An 18,352-nucleotide genomic window follows, 5' to 3' on the forward strand; every position below is an offset into this window, starting at 1 on the left:
CCCCGCCCGCGACGCTGCGCGCGGTCGCCCCGCCGCCGATCCCGCTCCGCCGCCCGCCCTTTCCGCCCGACGACGACCCACCGAGAGGTGCCGCGTGAACACCCGTTTCGATCCTTCCGGACCGCTTCGCGGGTCGCTGCGCGCGCCCGGCGACAAGTCGATGTCACACCGTGCCGCGCTGTTCGGGGCGATGTGCGACGAGCCGATCCGCGTGACGGGCTACCTCGAGGCCGCGGACACCTACTCGACGCTCAACGCCGTCCGCGCGTGCGGGGCGCTGGTCGAGGAGGGCGCCGACCCGGGCACGCTGACCATCCGCGGCGCGGGGCTGCGCGCGGCGGCCGAGGCGCACATCGACGTCGGCAACGCGGGCACGCTGATGCGGCTCGCGCCCGGCTGGCTCGCGGGCCAGCCCGGGGGAGAGTGGACGTTCGACGGCGATGCATCGATCCGCCGCCGTCCGGTCGACCGGATCGCGAACCCGCTGCGCGAGATGGGCGCATGGATCGAGGCCACCGATCATCGCTTCGCCCCGTTCACCGTGCACGGCATGCCGCTGCGGGGGATCGAGTACACGCTTCCCGTCGCCTCCGGCCAGGTGAAGTCCTGCGTGTTGATGGCGGGCCTGCTGGCCGAGGGAACGACGACCGTGATCGAGCCGGTGCCGAGCCGCGACCACACCGAGCGCCTGCTCGCCCGCGCGGGCGTGCGGATCGCCCGCGACGGCGAGCGCATCACGCTCACCCAACACGACGAGCTCGAGCTCGGCGATCTGCACGTGCCGGGTGACCCGTCGTCGGCGGCGTTCCACATCGCCGCGGCGATCCTCGTCAAGGGCTCGCGGATCGTGATCACCGACATGAGCGCGAACTGGACCCGCACCGGCTTCGTGAGGATCGCGGAGCGGATGGGCGCGGTCGTGATCGGCGACCTCGAGACGCCGCAGACCGAGACGATCGCCACCGGGGAGCCGGTGACCGAGCTCGACGTCGCCGCCGGGCCGCTGGTGGGGACGACGGTCGAGCCGCACGAGGTCCCGCTCGCGATCGACGAGCTGCCGCTCGTGGCGCTGCTCGGCTGCTTCGCCGAAGGGCAGACCGTCGTCACCGGCGCGCAGGAGCTCAAGGTCAAGGAGTCCGACCGGATCGCGACCGTCGTCGACGGGCTGCGCGGCCTCGGCGCCGACATCGAGGCCACCGACGACGGCTTCGTCGTCAACGGCACCGGCGGGCTGCGCGGCGGCGCGATCGAGGCGCACGGCGACCACCGCCTGGCGATGCTCGGCGCGGTCGCGGGCCTCGCCAGCCGCGAGGGCGTCGAAGTCGTCGGGATGGACGCGGCCGGCGTGTCCTACCCGCGCTTCGAGCGCGACCTCGCGGAATTGGTTGGGTGACCCGCGATTCCCCGGAACGGGGTATGTCGCCAGCCGCTCGTGTAACCGATTACAGCGGCCATGAACCTCTCGATCCGTTCCAAGCTGTTCGCCGGATTCGGCCTGGTCCTCCTCGTCCTGGTCGCGGCCATCGGGGTGGGAGCGAGGTCGGCCGGCAAGGTCAACTCCGATGCCCAAGAGGCATTCGCGGCTGACGCGATCCCGCTGAAGGCGCTCGCGTCTGACCTCCTGACCCAGATGGTCAACGAGGAGACCGGCGTCCGCGGCTACCTGATCACCGCCGACGAGTCGAGCCTTGACCCGTACAACGCGGGGCGTGAGGCGGTCAAGGCCGACCTCGAGAAGATGCAGCCGCTGCTGGCCAAGCACCCGATCATGGCCGGCCTCGTGGAGAAGGCCGTCCCGCAGATCGACGCGCTGAACAAGTACTTCGAGTCGCAGATCGCGCTCGTGAAGTCCGGCCCGGCGGGTCAGGCGGAGGCGCAGAAGCGCATCGGCGCCGGCAAGGAGGAGTTCGACGCCTTCCGCAAGTCCGCGGCGGCGATCGACGCCGACACCGTCAAGTTCGTCAAGGACGCGATCGCCGAGCAGGACTCGGTCGCGTCCGCCGCCCGCACGCAGCTGATCGTCCTCGGCCTCTTCGGCGTCCTGGTGGCGGTCGGCGTCGCGCTGCTGATCACCCGCGCGATCGTCGGCCCGGTCGGCCAGATGATGCGCGCCGCCGACGGCATCGCCGAGGGCGACGTCGATCAGAAGGTGGACGTCTCCAACCGTGACGAGCTCGGCCGCACCGCCGAGGCGTTCGAGCGGATGATCGACTACCTGCGCGAGCAGGCCGAGGTCGCGTCCCGCGTCGCCGGCGGCGACCTGACGGTCAAGCCGAACCCGCGCTCCGAGCGCGACCTGCTCGGCACCGCGATGTCCACGCTCGTCGGCGACCTCGAGCGGGTCGTGAGCGATGTCAGCGCCAGCGCCGGCTCGGTGTCGGGCGCGTCGCGCGAGATGGCGAGCACGTCCGAGGAGGCCGGCCGCGCCGTCGGCGAGATCGCCTCCGCCGTGGGTGACGTCGCGCAGGGCGCCGAGCGTCAGGTCCGCATGGTCGAGACCGCGCGCGACACGGCGCTCGAGACCACCCGCGCCGCGCGCTCCTCCGCGCGTGCCGCCGGCGAGGCCGCCACAGTGGCCGACGAGGCCCGCGCCGTCACCCGCGAAGGCGTCACCGCCGCCGAGCAGGCGACCGAGGCGATCCAGGAGGTCGCCGACGCCTCCCGCCAGATCACGGGCGCGATCGAGGGCCTGGCCCGCCGCTCCGACCAGATCGGTGGCATCGTCGACACGATCACCGGCATCTCCGAGCAGACCAACCTGCTCGCCCTGAACGCCGCGATCGAGGCCGCCCGCGCCGGCGAGCAGGGCAAGGGCTTCGCCGTCGTCGCCGAGGAGGTCCGCAAGCTGGCCGAGGAGTCCCAGGCCGCCGCGTCGCAGATCTCCGCCCTGATCGGCGAGATGCAGAACGAGACCAACTCGGTCGTGCTCGTCGTCGAGGACGGCGCGCGCCGCACCGAGGAGGGCGTCGTCACGGTCCGCCAGACCCGCGACTCGTTCGAGCGCATCGACGCCGCGGTCGAGGCGATGAGCTCCCGCGTGGCCGAGATCGCCGCGTCCTCCGAGCAGATCACCGCCGACACCGAGCGGATGCAGGGCGAGATCGCCGAGGTCGCCGCCGTGGCCGAGCAGTCCTCGGCCTCCGCCGAGCAGGTCTCCGCCTCCACCCAGCAGACGAGCGCCTCGACGCAGGAGATCGCCTCCAGCGCCGCCGAGCTCGCCACCACCGCCCAGCGCCTCGAGCAGCTCATCGGCCACTTCCAACTGGCCCGCTGAACCTAAACGCCACATAAGGGGTCTGACCCCTTATGTGGGCTTTAGGTTCACGGAGGCGTAACGCGAGGCGGCGATTTGCAGGCGAAATTGCCTGCGAGATGCGTCGCCTCGCTTCTGTAGTGGGCGTCGTGCTGGGGCTCGTTCTCCTGGGAGCGTTGTGCCAGGCCAGGGGGGACGAGCTGCGGCGCGCGCTCGCGCTCGTTCCCGCCGGTTCGCTGGCCGTGTTGACCGGGCTGCACCTGGTCACGTTGGCGATCCGGTCGGAGGCGTGGCGGTTGACGCTCGCCGCGGTCGAGGACCGGGTCCTGCCGCGGCGGGCGGTGCACGGAGCGAACGCCGGCGCGTTCGTCGCCGGCGCGTTCGAGTCCCACAGCGCGCTGCCGGTGCGGGTGCTGCTGCTCAGGCGCCTCGCCGGCGCGGATGCGCCCCGCGCCGACCAGATCCTCGTCTCCGACGCGCCGATCTTCCTGCTCGAGGTCTGCGCGACCGCGCTGGTGCTGTGCCTCGCCACGCCGTACGCGCTGCTGCTGCTCGTGGGCGCGGCGCTGGCGCTGACCGCCGGCGGGCGCTTCACCCGCCTGAAGGGCCTCGGCGTCCTGCGCGACCGCCGGCGGCTTCCCGCGCTCACCGGCTGGGTCGGCGCGATCACCGCGATCGCCGTCATCCGCATCGCGCTCGCGCTGCACGTCTGCGGCGCCCACTTGACGCTCGAGCGCATCGGCATCGCATTCACCGCGTCCGGCGCCTACGGCCTGCTGCCGGTCGGGCCGGGCGCACCCGCCGCGGCGACCCTCACCGCCGCGGGAACCGGCGGCGGAGCGCTGGCGGCCGGGCTGATCCTCGCCGCGACGAGCCTGGCCGCCGTCGTGCTCTACGCGACCGCCAACCTCGCGATGCCACAACGACTTCACAGCGCGTTGACTTCAAGCGCACCGTGAAGTGGTCATGTGCCCGCCATGAAGCGACTCCTCGCCGCCACGGCGGCCATGACCCTGCTCGCGAGCGGCACCGCGAGCGCCGCGGGCGAGCCCAAGCTCGAGGCGCGGGCGATCCTGCCCGCCGACGCGACCTTCCCGGCCCCGTTCCCCGGCGCCCCGAACGCCGAGCCGGCGCCCGCCCCGGGCAGCGTCCAGCCCGTCGGCGGCTTCTCCGCGCTGCTGGACGCCGGCAACGGCGACTTCTACGCGATGCCCGACAACGGCTTCGGCTCCAAGGCCAACAGCCGCAGCTTCATCCTGCGCCTCTACAAGGTCCGCCCGAAGTGGAAGACCGAGTGGAGCGGCAAGGGCGACGTGAAGATCCTCGACGCGATCACGCTGTCAGATCCCGACGCCAAGGTCCCGTTCCCGATCGTCAACGAGAACACCGAGGACCGCGTCCTCACCGGCGGCGACTTCGACATCGAGTCGGTCCGCCAGGCCCCGGACGGGACGTTCTGGTTCGGCGAGGAGTTCGGCCCGTTCATCGTCCACGTCGACGCCCGCGGCCGCGTCCTCGACGCCCCGGTCCCGCTGCCGCGCGTCTTCAGCCCGGACAACCCGTTCCTGCTCGGCCGCACGCCGAATCTGGCCTCCTCCAACGGGTTCGAGGGCATGGCGCTGTCCAAGGACGGCGACACGCTCTACCCGTTCCTGGAGGGCCCGCTCGTCGGTGACGACCCGCTCGTCCGCCACGTGTACGAGTTCGACGTCAAGACCCGCCGCTACACCGGCCGCAACTGGATCTACCGCATGAGCATCCCGGGCACGCTCGTCTCCGACGCCGTCGCCTACAGCAAGGATCAGCTGATCGTCACCGAGCGCGACAACGGCCAGGGCCCGGCCGCGGCCTGGAAGAAGGCGTTCGTGATCGATGTCCCCAACAACCGCCCGAACATCGCCAAGCGCGAGATCGTCGACCTGCTGAACATCAACGACAAGGACGGCATCTCCAACAACCCGATCCGCCCCGGCGACTTCGGTCTCGGCAACCCGTTCAAGTTCCCGTACCAGACGGTCGAGGCCGTGCTGCCGCTGTCCGGAAACGAACTGGCCTTCGTCAACGACACCAATTTCGGGTCGACCGGTCGCAACCCCAACCTGCCGGACTACAGCGACTTCATCATCGTCAAGGTGCCCGGCATCAAGGGTTGACCTGAGTAGTAGCGTCCGTCTCATTGGGGCCTCGGGAGGGCCCCGTGAGACGGGAAGGGGTGCGCCATGGGCGTACGCACGGCGGGGGCGATCGCAGGGGCGATCGTCGCATTCGGCATGTCCACAGCGCAGGAGGTCCGCGCGGCCGATCCGGGTGAGCAGATCGCGGCCCTGCAGAAGCTCAAGCGTTCGCTCACACCGGCCGAGCGAAAGCTCGACTCCAAGCTGGCCGTCGACCTCAGGACCAGGAAGGTGAGCACGGTCGAGGTCGACATCCGCGTCCGCAAATCGGACGCCGACCTCGTCCCGCGGCTGCGCAAGCTCGGCGCGAACGTGCACGACGTGTCGCAGAGCGGGCAGGTCCGCGCGACCGTCCCGGGCGCCGCCGTCCGCACCATCGCGACCTGGGGTGACGTCGAGCGCGTCGACCCCGCCGCGCAGGCGACGACCATGCGCATCGGCGGCAAGCCGACCACCAAGGAGGAGCGCGGCGCGAACGCCGAGGCCGTCCGGCGGGCGGCCGCCGCGGTCGTGTCCGAGGGCGTCGCCGCCCACGGCGTCAACACGGTCTTCGGACGCGACAAGGTCACCGGCACCGGCGTGAAGGTGTGCGTGCTCTCCGACGGCGTCGACTCCCTCGGCGCCTCTCAGGCGAGCGGCGAGCTGCCCGCCGACGTCGACGTGCTCCCCGGCGAGGAGGGCGAAGGCGACGAGGGCACCGCGATGCTCGAGATCGTCCACGACATGGCACCCGGCGCGAAGCTCGGTTTCGCGACCGCCTTCACGAGCGATGCCAGCTTCGCCGACAACATCCGCGCGCTGCGGTTCGACGCCGGCTGCGACGTGATCGCCGACGACGTCGTCTACTACAACGAGAGCCCCTTCCAGGACGGCCCGATCGCCGAGTCGGTCAACGCCGTGACCGCCGACGGGGCGCTGTACTTCAGCTCGGCCGGCAACCAGGGCAACACGCTCGACGGCACCTCGGCCAACTACGAGAACGACTTCCGCGGCTCCGGCCGCTCGGTCGGCAAGTTCGCGGGCGAGGCGCACGACTTCGACCCCGGTCCCGCGATCCAGGTGTTCGAGCCGATCTCCGACGACTCGAGCGCGAGCGACGTGGTCACGCTGCACTGGGCCGATCCGCTCGGCACCGCCGCCGACGACTACGACCTGTACCTGTTCGACGCCACCGGCGCGATCGTCAACTTCTCCCAGGACGTCCAGGACGGCGACGACGACCCGTACGAGGTCCTCGGCACGCCGCTCTTCGGCGGCACGGGCCTGCGCCTCGCGGTCGTCCGCTTCTCCGGCCAACCGCGCTACTTCCAGCTGAGCACGTTCGGCGGCCGCTACTCCGACGCGCCCGGCCTCCCCGCCTGGGTGACCCCCGGCGTCACCCGCGGGCACAACGCGGCCGCGCAGGCGTTCAGCATGGCCGCCGCGCCCGCGGCCGACCCGCTGCCCTTCGACCTCGAGCCCGGCGACCCGCCGAACCCGAGCGGCCCGTACCCGGGCGTGTTCACCGCCGCGCAACTGCCGGAGCGCTTCACCTCCGACGGCCCGCGCAAGATGTTCTTCCCCACGCCTCAGACGCGGAGCAAGCCGGACTTCACGGCCGCCGACGGCGTCTCCACCTCGGTGCCGGACTTCGAGCAGTTCTTCGGCACCTCGGCGGCCGCGCCGAGCGCGGCCGGCATCGCCGCGCTCGTGCGCTCCGGCAACCCGACGGCGACGATCGCCGACGTGCGCGAGGCCTTCACGGCGACCGCCCTCGACCTCGCGCCCGCCGGCCCCGACACCCGCTCGGGGAACGGGCTCCTGCGCGCCGACAGCGCGCTCGAGTACACGGGCGCGACCCCGCAGCCGCTGGTCCAGCCGGAGCAGCCGACGGTCACGACATCGACCGACGGTGACCGCTTCCTCGAGCCGGGGGAGACGGCCACGCTGCGGATCCCGGCGACCAACGTCGGCGATGGCACCGCCACCGGCATCAGCGCCGTGGTCACGAGCCCGGACGCCGATGTCACGATCACCCCGCGCACCCGCGCCTACGGCGACCTGCCGGCCGGGGCGACGGTCTCGCGCGACTTCACCGTGACGCTCGCCGCGAGCCACCAGCTCGGCAAGCCGATCACGGTCTCCGTGCGCCTGACCTTCGCCGGCGTCCTGTCACCCACCCAGGCGACGTTCAAGGTCGGCGTCGGCCAGCCCGCCACGACACCGGTGAAGTTCGCCTACACCGGCCCGGCGGTCCCGATCCCGGACGCGAGCACGCTCGGCGTCTCGATCCCGATCGCCGTCACCGGCGTCGGCTTCGCCTCCGACATCGCGTTCTCGATCGACGGCACGCAGTGCAGCGAGGACCCGGCCTCGACCACCGTCGGGATCAACCACTCCTACGTGGGTGACCTCACGGGCACGCTGACCTCGCCGGTGGGCAAGACCGCGGTGCTCTTCCAGCGGCGCGGCGGCACCGGCGAGAACCTCTGCCAGGTCGTCTTCGACGACGACGCCGAGCGGCCCTTCGCGTCCGTCCTCGCCGCCGACGACCCGTTCACCGGCACGTGGCGCCCGCAGGACCCGCTCGCGTCGCTGACCGAGGACGCGGTCGACGGCACCTGGACGTTCAAGGTGACCGACGGCGCCGCGTCCGACACCGGAAGCGTCCGCGCGTTCACCCTCTCACTGACGGGGTTCGTGCAGTAGCGCTTCCAATGCCGCGTCGACGTCCGCCTCGGTGTTGTAGAGGTGGAACGACACGCGGAGCTTCCCGGCGCGGGCGGCGGCCATGATCCCCGCCCGCGCCAGCTTCTCCGTCGCGTCCGGGAACGCGGTCGAGACGATCGCGGAATCGCTGGGCTCGAGGCCGAGACCCGCGCGGAACCGGTTGGCGAGCCGAAGGTCGTGCTCATAAACGGTCTCGACGCCGATCTCGTTCAGCAGCGCCAACGAGGGCTCGGTGCCCACCCACGAGAACCATGCGGGCGAGGTGTCGAAGCGCCGCGCGGTGTCCGGCAGCCGCAGCGGCGGGCCGAACTGGTCCGTCAACGGGTCGTTGGCCGCGAACCAGCCCGCCTGGTGCGGCGTCATCCGCTCGGCCATCCGCTCGCTCAGAACGAGGAACGCCGTGCCGCGGGGGCACATCAGCCACTTGTAACACGCGCACGCGACCGCGTCGAAGCGCGAGGCGTCGACCGGCAGCCAGCCGATCGCGTGGGTGGCGTCGATCACCGTCATCGCCCCGTGATGTCGCGCGGCGGAGGCGATCGCGTCGAGGTCGGCCACCTCGCCGGTCGAGGACTGCACGGCCGAGACCGCGACCACGTCCGTCGCGGACGAGATCGACTCCGCCACCCGGTCGACGGGGACGAGCTCGACCGTCACCCCGCGCTCGGCCTGCGCGAGGAACGGGAACAGCAGCGAGACGAACTCCGGCTCGGTGGAGAGCACGCGCGCGCCATCGGGGATCGCCGCAGCGACCTGGCCGATCAGCCCCGACACCGTCGCGCCGACCGCGACCCGGTCGACCTCGGCTCCCACCAGCCGCGCGTACCGCTCGCGCGCCCGCCCGGTCACCATGGTCCAGTGCTCCCAGCTCACGCGCCCGTGGCGCCAGTCCTCCTGCGCGCGGGTCAGCGCCTCCCAGGCGGGATCGGGCGGCAGCCCGAAGCTGGCGGTGTTCAGGTACACGGTCTCGGGGTGCCACAGATCTCGGAGCCCGGTCATCCGGGGCAGGATGCCGGATGAGGCGACCGCGATTGGGAAGTGTCAGAACCATGACCATTGTCGATATGGTGGTGGGCTGGGGGGGAGCACGCCGCCCGCTGCTTCGCCAAACAAGACCCTGATCGCGAAGCAACTCCTCAACGGGCTGGGTTCAACCGGTTGACTCACCACTGCGGGGTTTGATAGATGACCGACCGCTGAGTCGCAACCGGCGAGAGGAGGCGAGTCCCCTTTGGACGAGCCAAGCCCGGCCACCGAAGGAACTCAACGCGTCCTCGTCATCGAGGACGAATCCAAGATGGCGACGGTCCTCGACCGGGCACTGGGATCTGCGGGCTTCAGCGTCACCGCGGTCGAGACCGGACAGCACGGTCTCGCGGAGATGGCCGACGGCCCGTACGCGCTCGCGATCCTCGATCTGCTGCTGCCGGATCTGGACGGCGTGGCCGTCCTCGCTCGGGCGAAGGCGGTCGCGCCGAACATCCCGATCCTGGTCCTCTCGGCGGTCAGTGACGTACGGTCGAAGGTCGTATGCCTCGAGCTCGGGGCCTGCGACTACGTCGCCAAGCCGTGCGACCTCGCCGAGCTCATCGCCCGCGTCCGTGTGCGCACCCGCCCTCCGGACGGCGCGGTTCGAAGGCAGATCGCTTGTGGCGGCTACGTGCTCGACCGGCAGCGCCGTGTGCTTCGCAACGGCGGCGGTGACATCCACCTGACCACCCGTGAGTTCGTCTTGCTCGAGTACCTGATGGCGCGCGCAGGTGAGACCTGCAGCCGCGAAGAGCTGCTCGAGCACGTGTGGGGCTATACGTTCGATCCGGGGACCAACGTCGTGGACGTGTGTGTCGGCCGCCTGCGCCACAAGCTCGATCACGACTGTCTCCTGACGGTGCGAAATGTCGGCTATAGCTTCGTGGACGCGTGAGCACAAGCTCGAGGTCGCCTGGGCGGCCTTCGCGGCCGCCAACTTCGTCGTGCTCTTCACGCTGCTGGACTACCAGACCGTGCCGTTTCACTTCGTCTGGGTGAGCTTGACGCTGCTCTACGGCGCCCGCGTGTGGGGAATGGGCATCACGCTGCTCGTCCTCAGCGCCGTCTGCGCGGCGAGTGCCGTGACGCTCGGCTACGCGGTGTCACGCAACGCGGTGAGCATCGACGAGCTGACCGAGATCCCACTCATGAGCGCGATGTTCCTGGTGATGGTCTGGTACGCGCGCCGGCGCGAGACCGCCCTCGCACAGGCGCGGCAGGCCGCGAGCCGTGAGCGCGAGTTCATCCGGGACGCATCGCATCAGCTCAAGACGCCGATCGCGGTGGCGCGTGGGCTGGCCGACCTGCTGCACGCCTCCGAGTCCTCGCACGAGCGTCGCCGCGACATCGGCGACCTCCGGCAGGAGCTGGACCGGCTCGGCGGGATCGCCGAACGCCTCCTGATCCTCGAGGTCACCGAGCAACCGGACAGCCTGGTGCTCGCACCGGTCGAGGTGGAAGACCTCGTGGTCTCGGCGGTCCGGCGCTGGAGCCGCGGGTCGCGCCGCAACTGGCGCGTCGACGTCGAGCTCGAGGGCACGCTCGCCGGCGATCGCGAGCGCCTGGACGCGGCACTTGACGCGATCCTGGAGAACGCCGTGCAGGCCACGGCGGTCCCGGACGTCGTCGCCGTCCGGGCCTTCGCGGCCGGAACCGATGCCATCGTCGAGGTCACCGACAGCGGGGTGGGGATCCCGGCCGAGCTCCTCCCGCGCGTCTTCGATCGCTTCTCACGCGGGCCGTCGACGCCCGGCAAGACCGGCACGGGCCTGGGGTTGCCGATCGCGAAGGCGATCGTGGAGGCCCACGGCGGCGAGATCACCGCCGCCAGCGCGCCCGGCGCCGGCACGAGGGTCACGATCCGCCTGCACGGACTCGCGATCCCCGCGGCGATCGAACGGCCCGCGAGCGACCGCCTGCTCGTCGCCGAACCGTAGGCCCCGCCGTCCGTCATCGGCGGTCATCCGCCGTCATCGTCTGTCATCCGCGGCGCCCGCCGCCGGGCTTACGCTCGTCCGCAAGTACGCCCGTCGATCGAGCAAGGGGGGATGGCGATGCGCGCCCGGACGCGGTTCTCGCGAGTGACGGCGATACTGGGCGGCGTGATCGCCGTCGCGGGGTGCGGCGCGAGCCATCCCGGCCGGCCGGCGGCCCCGGCGACGCATCGCGCGTCGCCGCCACCGCTGTCGTTCGCCCCGAACGCCGGCCAGCTCGACCGCCGCGTTCGCTACTTCGCACGTGCGGGCGGCACCGCGCTGTTCTTCACCGACCGCGGCGTGGCGATGGTCTTCGGCCGGCCCGGGAGCGACCGCGGCCTCGCGCTGCGGCTGCGCTTCGCCGGCGCCGACCCCCGCGCTGCGCTCGAGGCGGCCCGACGCGACGGGGGCACGCTGAACGCCCTGCTCGGCGATCGGAGCCGCTCCAAGCGCAGCCTGCCGACCAGTCGTGAGCTGGTCTACCGCGGCTTGTGGCCGGGGATCGACCTCGTGTTCCGCGGCCGCGGGGGGACGCTCAAGTACGAGTTCCACGTCGCTGCCGGCGCCGACGTGCGCGCCATCGCCCTCGCCTATGACGGAGCGCGGAGGCTGACGCGAGGGCGCGACGGAAGCCTTGAGATCCACACGGGGCTCGGCGTCCTGACCGACGCGCCGCCCGTGAGCTATCAGACGCACGCGGGTGCGCGGATTCCAGTCGAGACCGACTATGCGCCGCGCGGCGTGAGCTACGGGTTCGCGCTCGGCGCAGGCTACGACCCGACACGAGCGCTGGTCATCGACCCGGGCATCGGCTACTCGACGTTCCTCGGTGGAACCGATGCGGACGAGGGTCTGGCGATCGCGGTCGACTCCCGCGGAGCCGCCTACGTCGCCGGGCGCACATTGTCGTCCGACTATCCCGTCACCTTCGGCGCCTTCGACACGACCCGCGACGGGCCCTACGGAACCGATGCGTTCGTGACCAAGCTCGATCCCACGGGCTCCAGGGTCGTGTACTCCACGCTGCTCGGCGGGAGCGACACCGACGAGGCGCTGGGCATCGCGGTCGACGGCGAGGGCAGCGCCTACGTCACCGGGCAGACCTGGTCGGCGGACTTCCCGGCGACCGGCGCGGGCACGGGCGGGCTCGGCGACGCGTTCGCGACCAAGCTCAGCCCCGACGGCTCGGCGCTGGAGTACTCGACGCGGCTCGGCGGAAGCCTGCGCGACACGGGGCTCGGCATCGCGGTCCACCGCCGGTCGGCGTCGATCACCGGGTATACCGCCTCCGACGACTTCCCGGTCACCGCGCACAGCGCGGACCCGAGCTTCAACGGTTCCACGGACGCGTTCGTCACCACGCTCGGACCCAGCGGCACGGTCACCGCCTCCACGTACGTGGGCGGTTCGGACGGCGACGCCGGCTTCGCCATCGCGCTCGACGTCGCGGGCCGCGCGTACCTCACGGGGCGAACCTCGTCGCCCGACTACCCGACGACGCCCGGTGCGGCGGCTCCGCCCCCCGGCGGAGGTCCGGACGCCATGGTCACGCGGCTCAGTGCGGACGGATCGGCGCTCGAGTATTCGGTTCGGCTCGGGGGCACAGGCCTCGACAGCGGGAGTGACATCGCCGTCGGCCGCGGCGGCGTCGCGTTCGTCACCGGCCTCACCGCCTCGCCGGACTACCCGACCACGGCCGGTGCCGTCGAGCCGATCTTCCACGGGGTCACGGACGCGTTCGTCACCGCGCTGAGCGCGGACGGCTCACAGTTGGTCTATTCGACATTCTTCGGCGGGAGCGGCCGCGACGAAGGCGCCGGGCTCGCCGTCGACCGATCAGGCAGCGTCTATCTGACCGGGCAGAGCTGGTCCGCGGACCTCCCGAGCACCTCGGGCGCGCGCCAGGAGTCGTTGCGCGGCGCCGCCGACGGATTCGTAGCCGAGCTCGCGCCGGACGGTGCGACGCTCACCTACGCGACGTTCCTCGGCGGGTCGGACTTCGATGCCGGCGCCGGCATCGCGGTGGATCCCTGCGCCGGCGATGTCCTCGTGACCGGCCAGACTCTTTCCGGCGACTTTCCGGCGTCGCCCGGCGCGCAGGACACGAGCCACAACGGCTCGCGCGACGCCTTTGTCACCAAGCTCGGACTGCGTCGCGGGCAGCGCGAGGGAGACGAGCGTGAGATGACACCGGATGACAGTCCATGACGCCGTTGCAAGGAAGGTGGATTCCTCAGCCACCGATCTGAGATGAATGGCCGGTCCCGCTCATCCCACGGAGGGCGACCATGCAACACGGCCGGTCGATGGTCCGCGGTGCCCTGTGCATCCCGGTGTTGGTGCTGATGGTGGCGCTGCTCGCGCCGGCGACCGCGCTCGGGTCGCGGATCACGTTGCATGCGCAGGAATACCCCGGCGGCGCGGGGCTGGGCCAGTTCACGTATCTGGTCAACGTCGACAACGCGACCGACCCGCACGCCGCAGCCGTGCTCGATCGCACCGGCGTCGCCCCGACCGAGAGCAACAGCCCGATCGTCGCCGAAGGGGACCAGGCCAGTGCCACGACACCTGACCTCGCACCCGGCCGCTACCTGATCAGCGTCCGCTCGCCGGACCACAAGCTGTGGGGCAGGCATGTGACGATCCCGGCGAGCAACCCGGCGACGACGGACGTCACGGTGGCGCTGCGCAAGACGCCGCTGCCGCTCGGCAAGATCCGCGTCTTCGTGTTCGCCGACAACGCCTGGACCAACGGCGCCCCGGACACCGAGGAAGGCGGCCTCCGAGGCTTCCATGTCACGCTCGAGGAGCAGACCAACTCACAGGTCAGCGTCGACTACTTCAATCACCCGCTGTGCGGTGGCACCTGCCTCACCGAGGACGACGGGTTCGTGCAGATCGACAACCTCGGGCCCGCCACGTACTTCATCTACGTGACCCCGCCCGACACGCCGTGTGACAGCCACAACCCGAACAGCCGCTGGACGCAGACGACGACCATCGACGGCGGACTGGGCCTGCAGGCCGGCGTGGAGGAGGGCAGCGACGGCACCGGCGCCCCCGGCGAACAGCTGTGGGAGCCGCCCAACCGCCGCACCGCGTACTGGTTCGGCTTCGTCTGCTCCTCGATGGGCTTCGAGAGCTCGGGCACCGGCGCGATCTCCGGTCGGGCGCTCAACTGGGTCGGCTGGCCGCCGTTCGACGTCCTGGTCCCGGACCCGTCCGAGCCCGTCCGCGATCCCTACATCGCGCTGAGCGACAGCGCGACCGATCGCACGGTGTACGTCGGCCGGGGCGACGGGGACGGCAACTTCACCGTGTCCGGCGTGCCGCCCGGCACCTACAACATGGCGGTCTGGGACGAGCAGCTCAGCTACATCATCCGCTTCCTCCCGGTGACCGTCGCCGCCGGGGAGCAGGTCGACGTCGGCGAGCTCGGCGTCTCGCGCTGGTTCGGCTGGCTGGACGGCGACGTGTTCCTGGACACGAACAAGAACGGGCAGCGCGACCCCGGTGAGCGAGGCATCGGCAACACCGACCTCGACCAGCGCTGGCGTGACGGCTCGATCAAGGAGGAGACGTTCACCGACAGCACCGGACACTACGAGTACCCGACGGCGGAGGGCGGCCCGCTCGGCAAGTGGTTCATCGGCGAGCAGGGCTTCGCGCGCTTCTCGGCGCTCCCGGGCGCGTTCGTCCACGACGAGTACGACCCGAACATCGTCCACCACGTGCCGACCGACCTCGGGGGCGCACTGCTGACCAACCAGCTGATCACCGAGGGCCATCGCGCCACGGTCGACTGGGGCAAGCAGCCCTACGACGCCGGCAAACCGGGCCAGATCGTCGGCATCACCTACTTCGCGACGACCCGCAACGAGTTCGACGCGCGCTTCCAGGCGCACGAGAACTACGAGCCTGGGATTCCGGACGTCACCGTGCGCCTGGAGGCCGAGGACGGCACCGTGCTCAACGAGTACGTCACCGATCACTGGCATCACCCGTCGGACGGCGACGGGCAGTCCTGCGACGTGCTGGACTCGCTCGGCGCCGACCTCGGCGGCGAGCTGAACCCGCTGGTCGGGCCGCACTGCCTCGAGGTTCCACTGACGGGCAACGAGACCAAGGACGGCGCCTTCGACGGCGGCTACGCCTTCGCCGACTACTGCCCGGTGGCCCGCGGCGGGTTCGACCACTTCGATGAAAACGGCGACACCGTCTGCCACGACGGCCAAGGGCCGCAGGAGCTCGTGGCCGGGACGTACGTCACGCACGTCGTGATGCCGGCGGACGCGAACGGCCGTCCGCTCTACCACATCGTGCGCGAGGAGGACGTCAACGTCGACCTCGGCGCGCAGTACGTGCCCGCGATCCCGCCGCCGCCGTGTGCCGGGGATCTGCACACGGTGCACATCGACCCTGACGTCATGCCGCGCGGAAGCCCCTACGACGGGCAGGACCGGCCGCTGTGCGACAAGCGCCTGATCGTGCTGCAGAACAACCAGAACGTCAACGCCGACTTCTTCATGCAGACGAACTTCCCCAACGGCAAGGACGTGGCCGAGCCCGGGCGGATCGTGGGCCTGGTCAGCGACGACATCTACTTCGACACCGACAAGCACTCCATCTGGTATGGCGAGCCGCGCCCGCTGGCCAACCTCCCGATCGGTATCCGCGACTACAACTGGCGGCTGCTCACGACCGTCGACACGAGCGAGAACGGCTCCTACGAGGCGCTGCTGCCCTCGACGGAGACGTTCAACTGCCCGATCCCGCAGGGCCCGTGTCCCGGCATGTACGTCGTCGTCGTCAACGACCCCGGCGACAAGGATCATCCGAACCCCAACTACGACCCGAACTACCTGACGGCGTCGTCGGCCTGGGACGTGTGGCCCGGGCAGACCGATCAGCTCGACACGCCGCTGGACCCGATCTCGGGCACGGGCTGCGAACTGGCGACGGGTACGCCCGAGTTGCTGCAGGTCGACAAGCCGGGCCGCGCGCTCGGCGAGCAGGGCCCGTTCGTGCGCTCGAGTGACGCGACGGCGGCCAACCGGCGGATCACGCTTCACGGGGTCAACTTCGGGACGATCGGAACCGGTGGCAACGCCGGACAGATCACGCTCACCGACTCGCGCGGCGTGCTCCAGTCGCGGACGTTCACCGGGCTCGCGAGCGCCGCCCAGCTGGCCAACCTCAACCAGGGTGGGATCGTCAGCTGGAACGACACGACGATCGTGCTGCAGGTGCCGGCGGTGCAGGCGCTGTTGTTCCAGGCTGGTCCACGGCAACTGCTGATCCGCAAGCAGGGCGGTGACAGCGCGCTCACGACGCCCAACGGCATCACGGTCCACGTGCTCGGATCCGGCTACGACCCGCCGGTCGTCAAGGTCGCACCGCCGACGGCCAACGGCACGCAGCTGCAGACCGCGATCAACGCCGCGCCGGCGAACAGCCTGGTCGTGCTCGGAGAGGGCACGTACCGCGAGAACGTGCTGATGTGGAAGCCGCTGAAACTGCAGGGCCTTGGCGTCGGGGGGACGGTCGGCACCGTCGAGCCCGGCGGGCCGCCGGCCGAGGATCCGCGCTTCCTGGTCAACGGCTCGTCGATCAACGGTGCCTTCTTCCAGGACAACCAGGCCAGCTGGAGCAGCGCGCTGACCGCGGCCGGGACGATGACCGGGGTCAACACGGCGCACCCGGTGCTCCAGGGCGCCGCCCTCACCGTCGCCGCCAGCGCGGCGGCCCCGGCCTATCCCAGCGGCCTCGGAGCGGCCCGGATCGACGGCATCGGCCTCTTCAACGGACACGGCGAGGGCGCGGGCGGGATCCAGCTGCAGGCCGCGGCGAGCAACCTCCAGGTGACCAACGACGTGCTCGAGCACAACGGCGGCGTCTTCGGCGGTGGCATCGGCATCGGCCAGCCCTACTACGACACGAACAACACGAACGTGAAGGTCCTCTACGACCGCGTGATGGGCAACGGAGGGCTGACACGCTCCGGCGGGCTCGGGATCTTCCGAAGCTCGAACAACTACGAGGTCGCCAACAGCACCATCTGCTCCAACTTCGGCGTCGAGTACGGCGCGGGCATCTCCCACTGGGGCAGGAGCCCCGGCGGGTCGATCCACGACAACCAGATCTACTACAACGAGGCGGTCGACTCCGGCGCGGGCATCGCGATCTCCGAGGAGACGCCGATCGGCGTCAACGGGCAGCCGCCCACGCTGGGCACCGGCTCGGGATCCGTCGACGTCGACCGCAACCGGATCCAGAGCAACTACTCCGGAGACGACGGCGGCGGCATGTTCGTGATGAACGCCCAGACCGCCCGGATCAACATCCGCACGAACATGATCGTCGCCAACGGGGCGGCCGATATCGGCGGCGCGGTGATGCTCGATGACAGCACGAACGTCGCGATCGTCAACAACACGGTCGCGAACAATGTCTCGACGGCGTCCTCGGAGAACTCCGACGGCAACCGCCACTCCGCGGGCCTGGCCTCCGAGGCCAACGACCCACTGTTCCAGGCCACGATTCCGGGCGGACCGCGGTTCTCCCGCCCGGTCGCCCTGTTCAACAACATCTTCTGGAACAACCAGGCGTTCACGCTGTCCCAGCCGGGGCCGGGTGCCGCGCTCGTCGACCAGGGGTTCCTGGACTTCGAGGTGCACGGCACGCTGAACGCGAGTGACCGGTTCGCACCGCGCTACTCGCTGATGACCAACGGCGATCAGCTCGCCGGCGACGGCTCGCTGGTCACGATCCCGGGCGGCGGCGCACCGGTGGTCGGGTTCCCGACCAACGTCGCGCAGAACGGGAACGTCACGGGCGTCGATCCGGCGTTCGTCGCGCCGGTGTTGCTCGAGCTCACCGTGACCGGGTCGCGCCTGGATCCGCAGGTGGCGGCGGTGACGCTCACCGGCGCCGACCCACCGGTCGGGCTGCCCGGTGACTACCACCTGCAACCGGCGCTGGCCTCCAACCAGACCTCGGGTGCGGTGGACCGGGGCGTGCATTGCTCGGACACCGCGGTTCCGCCGCCGGCCAACCCGCTGGGCGCGTGCTCCGCGGGCGCGATCGAGGCGCCGAACCTCGGCACCGACATCGACGGTCAGCTGCGTCCGCAGCTGCGGACCCTGCGCACGCGAACCCCCTGGGACCTCGGCGCCGACGAGCGGCCGACGCTGGGGTGAGCGACATGGAGG

General features: G+C 71.1%; 10 protein-coding genes. 9 read left to right on the forward strand and 1 reads right to left on the reverse strand.

Translation table 11 applies throughout. From position 1 onward, the window contains the following. Positions 1–94: 94 nt before the first annotated feature. From aroA to G569_RS0140925, 5 genes are all read left to right on the forward strand, one after another. The gene (aroA, locus tag G569_RS0140905) at positions 95–1,393 is read left to right on the forward strand and encodes a 3-phosphoshikimate 1-carboxyvinyltransferase (RefSeq protein ID WP_028067687.1); all 1,299 of its coding nucleotides are present in this window, start codon (positions 95–97) and stop codon (positions 1,391–1,393) included. Between the two features lie 60 nt (positions 1,394–1,453). After that, positions 1,454–3,274, forward strand: coding sequence for a methyl-accepting chemotaxis protein (locus G569_RS0140910; RefSeq protein WP_028067688.1), 1,821 nt, complete (start codon positions 1,454–1,456; stop codon positions 3,272–3,274). A gap of 128 nt (positions 3,275–3,402) precedes the next feature. Continuing rightward, positions 3,403–4,212 carry a hypothetical protein gene (locus G569_RS0140915; protein WP_157592655.1) on the forward strand — a complete coding sequence of 270 codons (810 nt, stop codon included), beginning with the start codon at positions 3,403–3,405 and terminating at the stop codon, positions 4,210–4,212. An 18-nt stretch (positions 4,213–4,230) separates the two neighbouring features. Beyond that, positions 4,231–5,406 (forward strand): esterase-like activity of phytase family protein, encoded by a 1,176-nt coding sequence (locus G569_RS0140920; RefSeq protein ID WP_028067690.1) that lies wholly within the window; start codon positions 4,231–4,233, stop codon positions 5,404–5,406. Between the two features lie 66 nt (positions 5,407–5,472). Then, positions 5,473–8,115: a S8 family serine peptidase gene (locus G569_RS0140925; protein WP_084286280.1), complete on the forward strand. Its 2,643-nt coding sequence runs from the start codon at positions 5,473–5,475 to the stop codon at positions 8,113–8,115. Here G569_RS0140925 and G569_RS0140930 read toward each other — a convergent pair. Next, positions 8,092–9,135 carry an aminotransferase class V-fold PLP-dependent enzyme gene (locus G569_RS0140930; RefSeq protein WP_037502970.1) on the reverse strand — a complete coding sequence of 348 codons (1,044 nt, stop codon included), beginning with the start codon at positions 9,133–9,135 and terminating at the stop codon, positions 8,092–8,094. The genes G569_RS0140925 and G569_RS0140930 overlap by 24 nt on opposite strands. A 232-nt stretch (positions 9,136–9,367) precedes the next feature. On the opposite strand from G569_RS0140930, the gene G569_RS0140935 reads away from it, so the two are divergent. From G569_RS0140935 to G569_RS0140950, 4 genes are all read left to right on the forward strand, one after another. Beyond that, on the forward strand, positions 9,368–10,060 hold the full coding sequence (locus tag G569_RS0140935; RefSeq protein WP_306765395.1) for a response regulator transcription factor: 693 nt from the start codon (positions 9,368–9,370) through the stop codon (positions 10,058–10,060). Further along, complete coding sequence (locus G569_RS0140940) at positions 10,032–11,102, forward strand: sensor histidine kinase (RefSeq protein ID WP_084286281.1); 1,071 nt, start codon at positions 10,032–10,034, stop codon at positions 11,100–11,102. The genes G569_RS0140935 and G569_RS0140940 overlap by 29 nt, the downstream gene beginning before the upstream one ends. A 165-nt stretch (positions 11,103–11,267) precedes the next feature. Beyond that, entirely contained in the window at positions 11,268–13,349 is a 2,082-nt protein-coding gene (locus tag G569_RS60130) for a DUF7948 domain-containing protein (RefSeq protein ID WP_169542364.1), read from the forward strand. A 98-nt stretch (positions 13,350–13,447) separates the two neighbouring features. Next, positions 13,448–18,340: a hypothetical protein gene (locus tag G569_RS0140950; RefSeq protein ID WP_028067696.1), complete on the forward strand. Its 4,893-nt coding sequence runs from the start codon at positions 13,448–13,450 to the stop codon at positions 18,338–18,340. Positions 18,341–18,352: the final 12 nt, after the last annotated feature.

The organism is Solirubrobacter soli DSM 22325 (assembly GCF_000423665.1).
Classification (GTDB): Bacteria; Actinomycetota; Thermoleophilia; order Solirubrobacterales; family Solirubrobacteraceae; genus Solirubrobacter; species Solirubrobacter soli.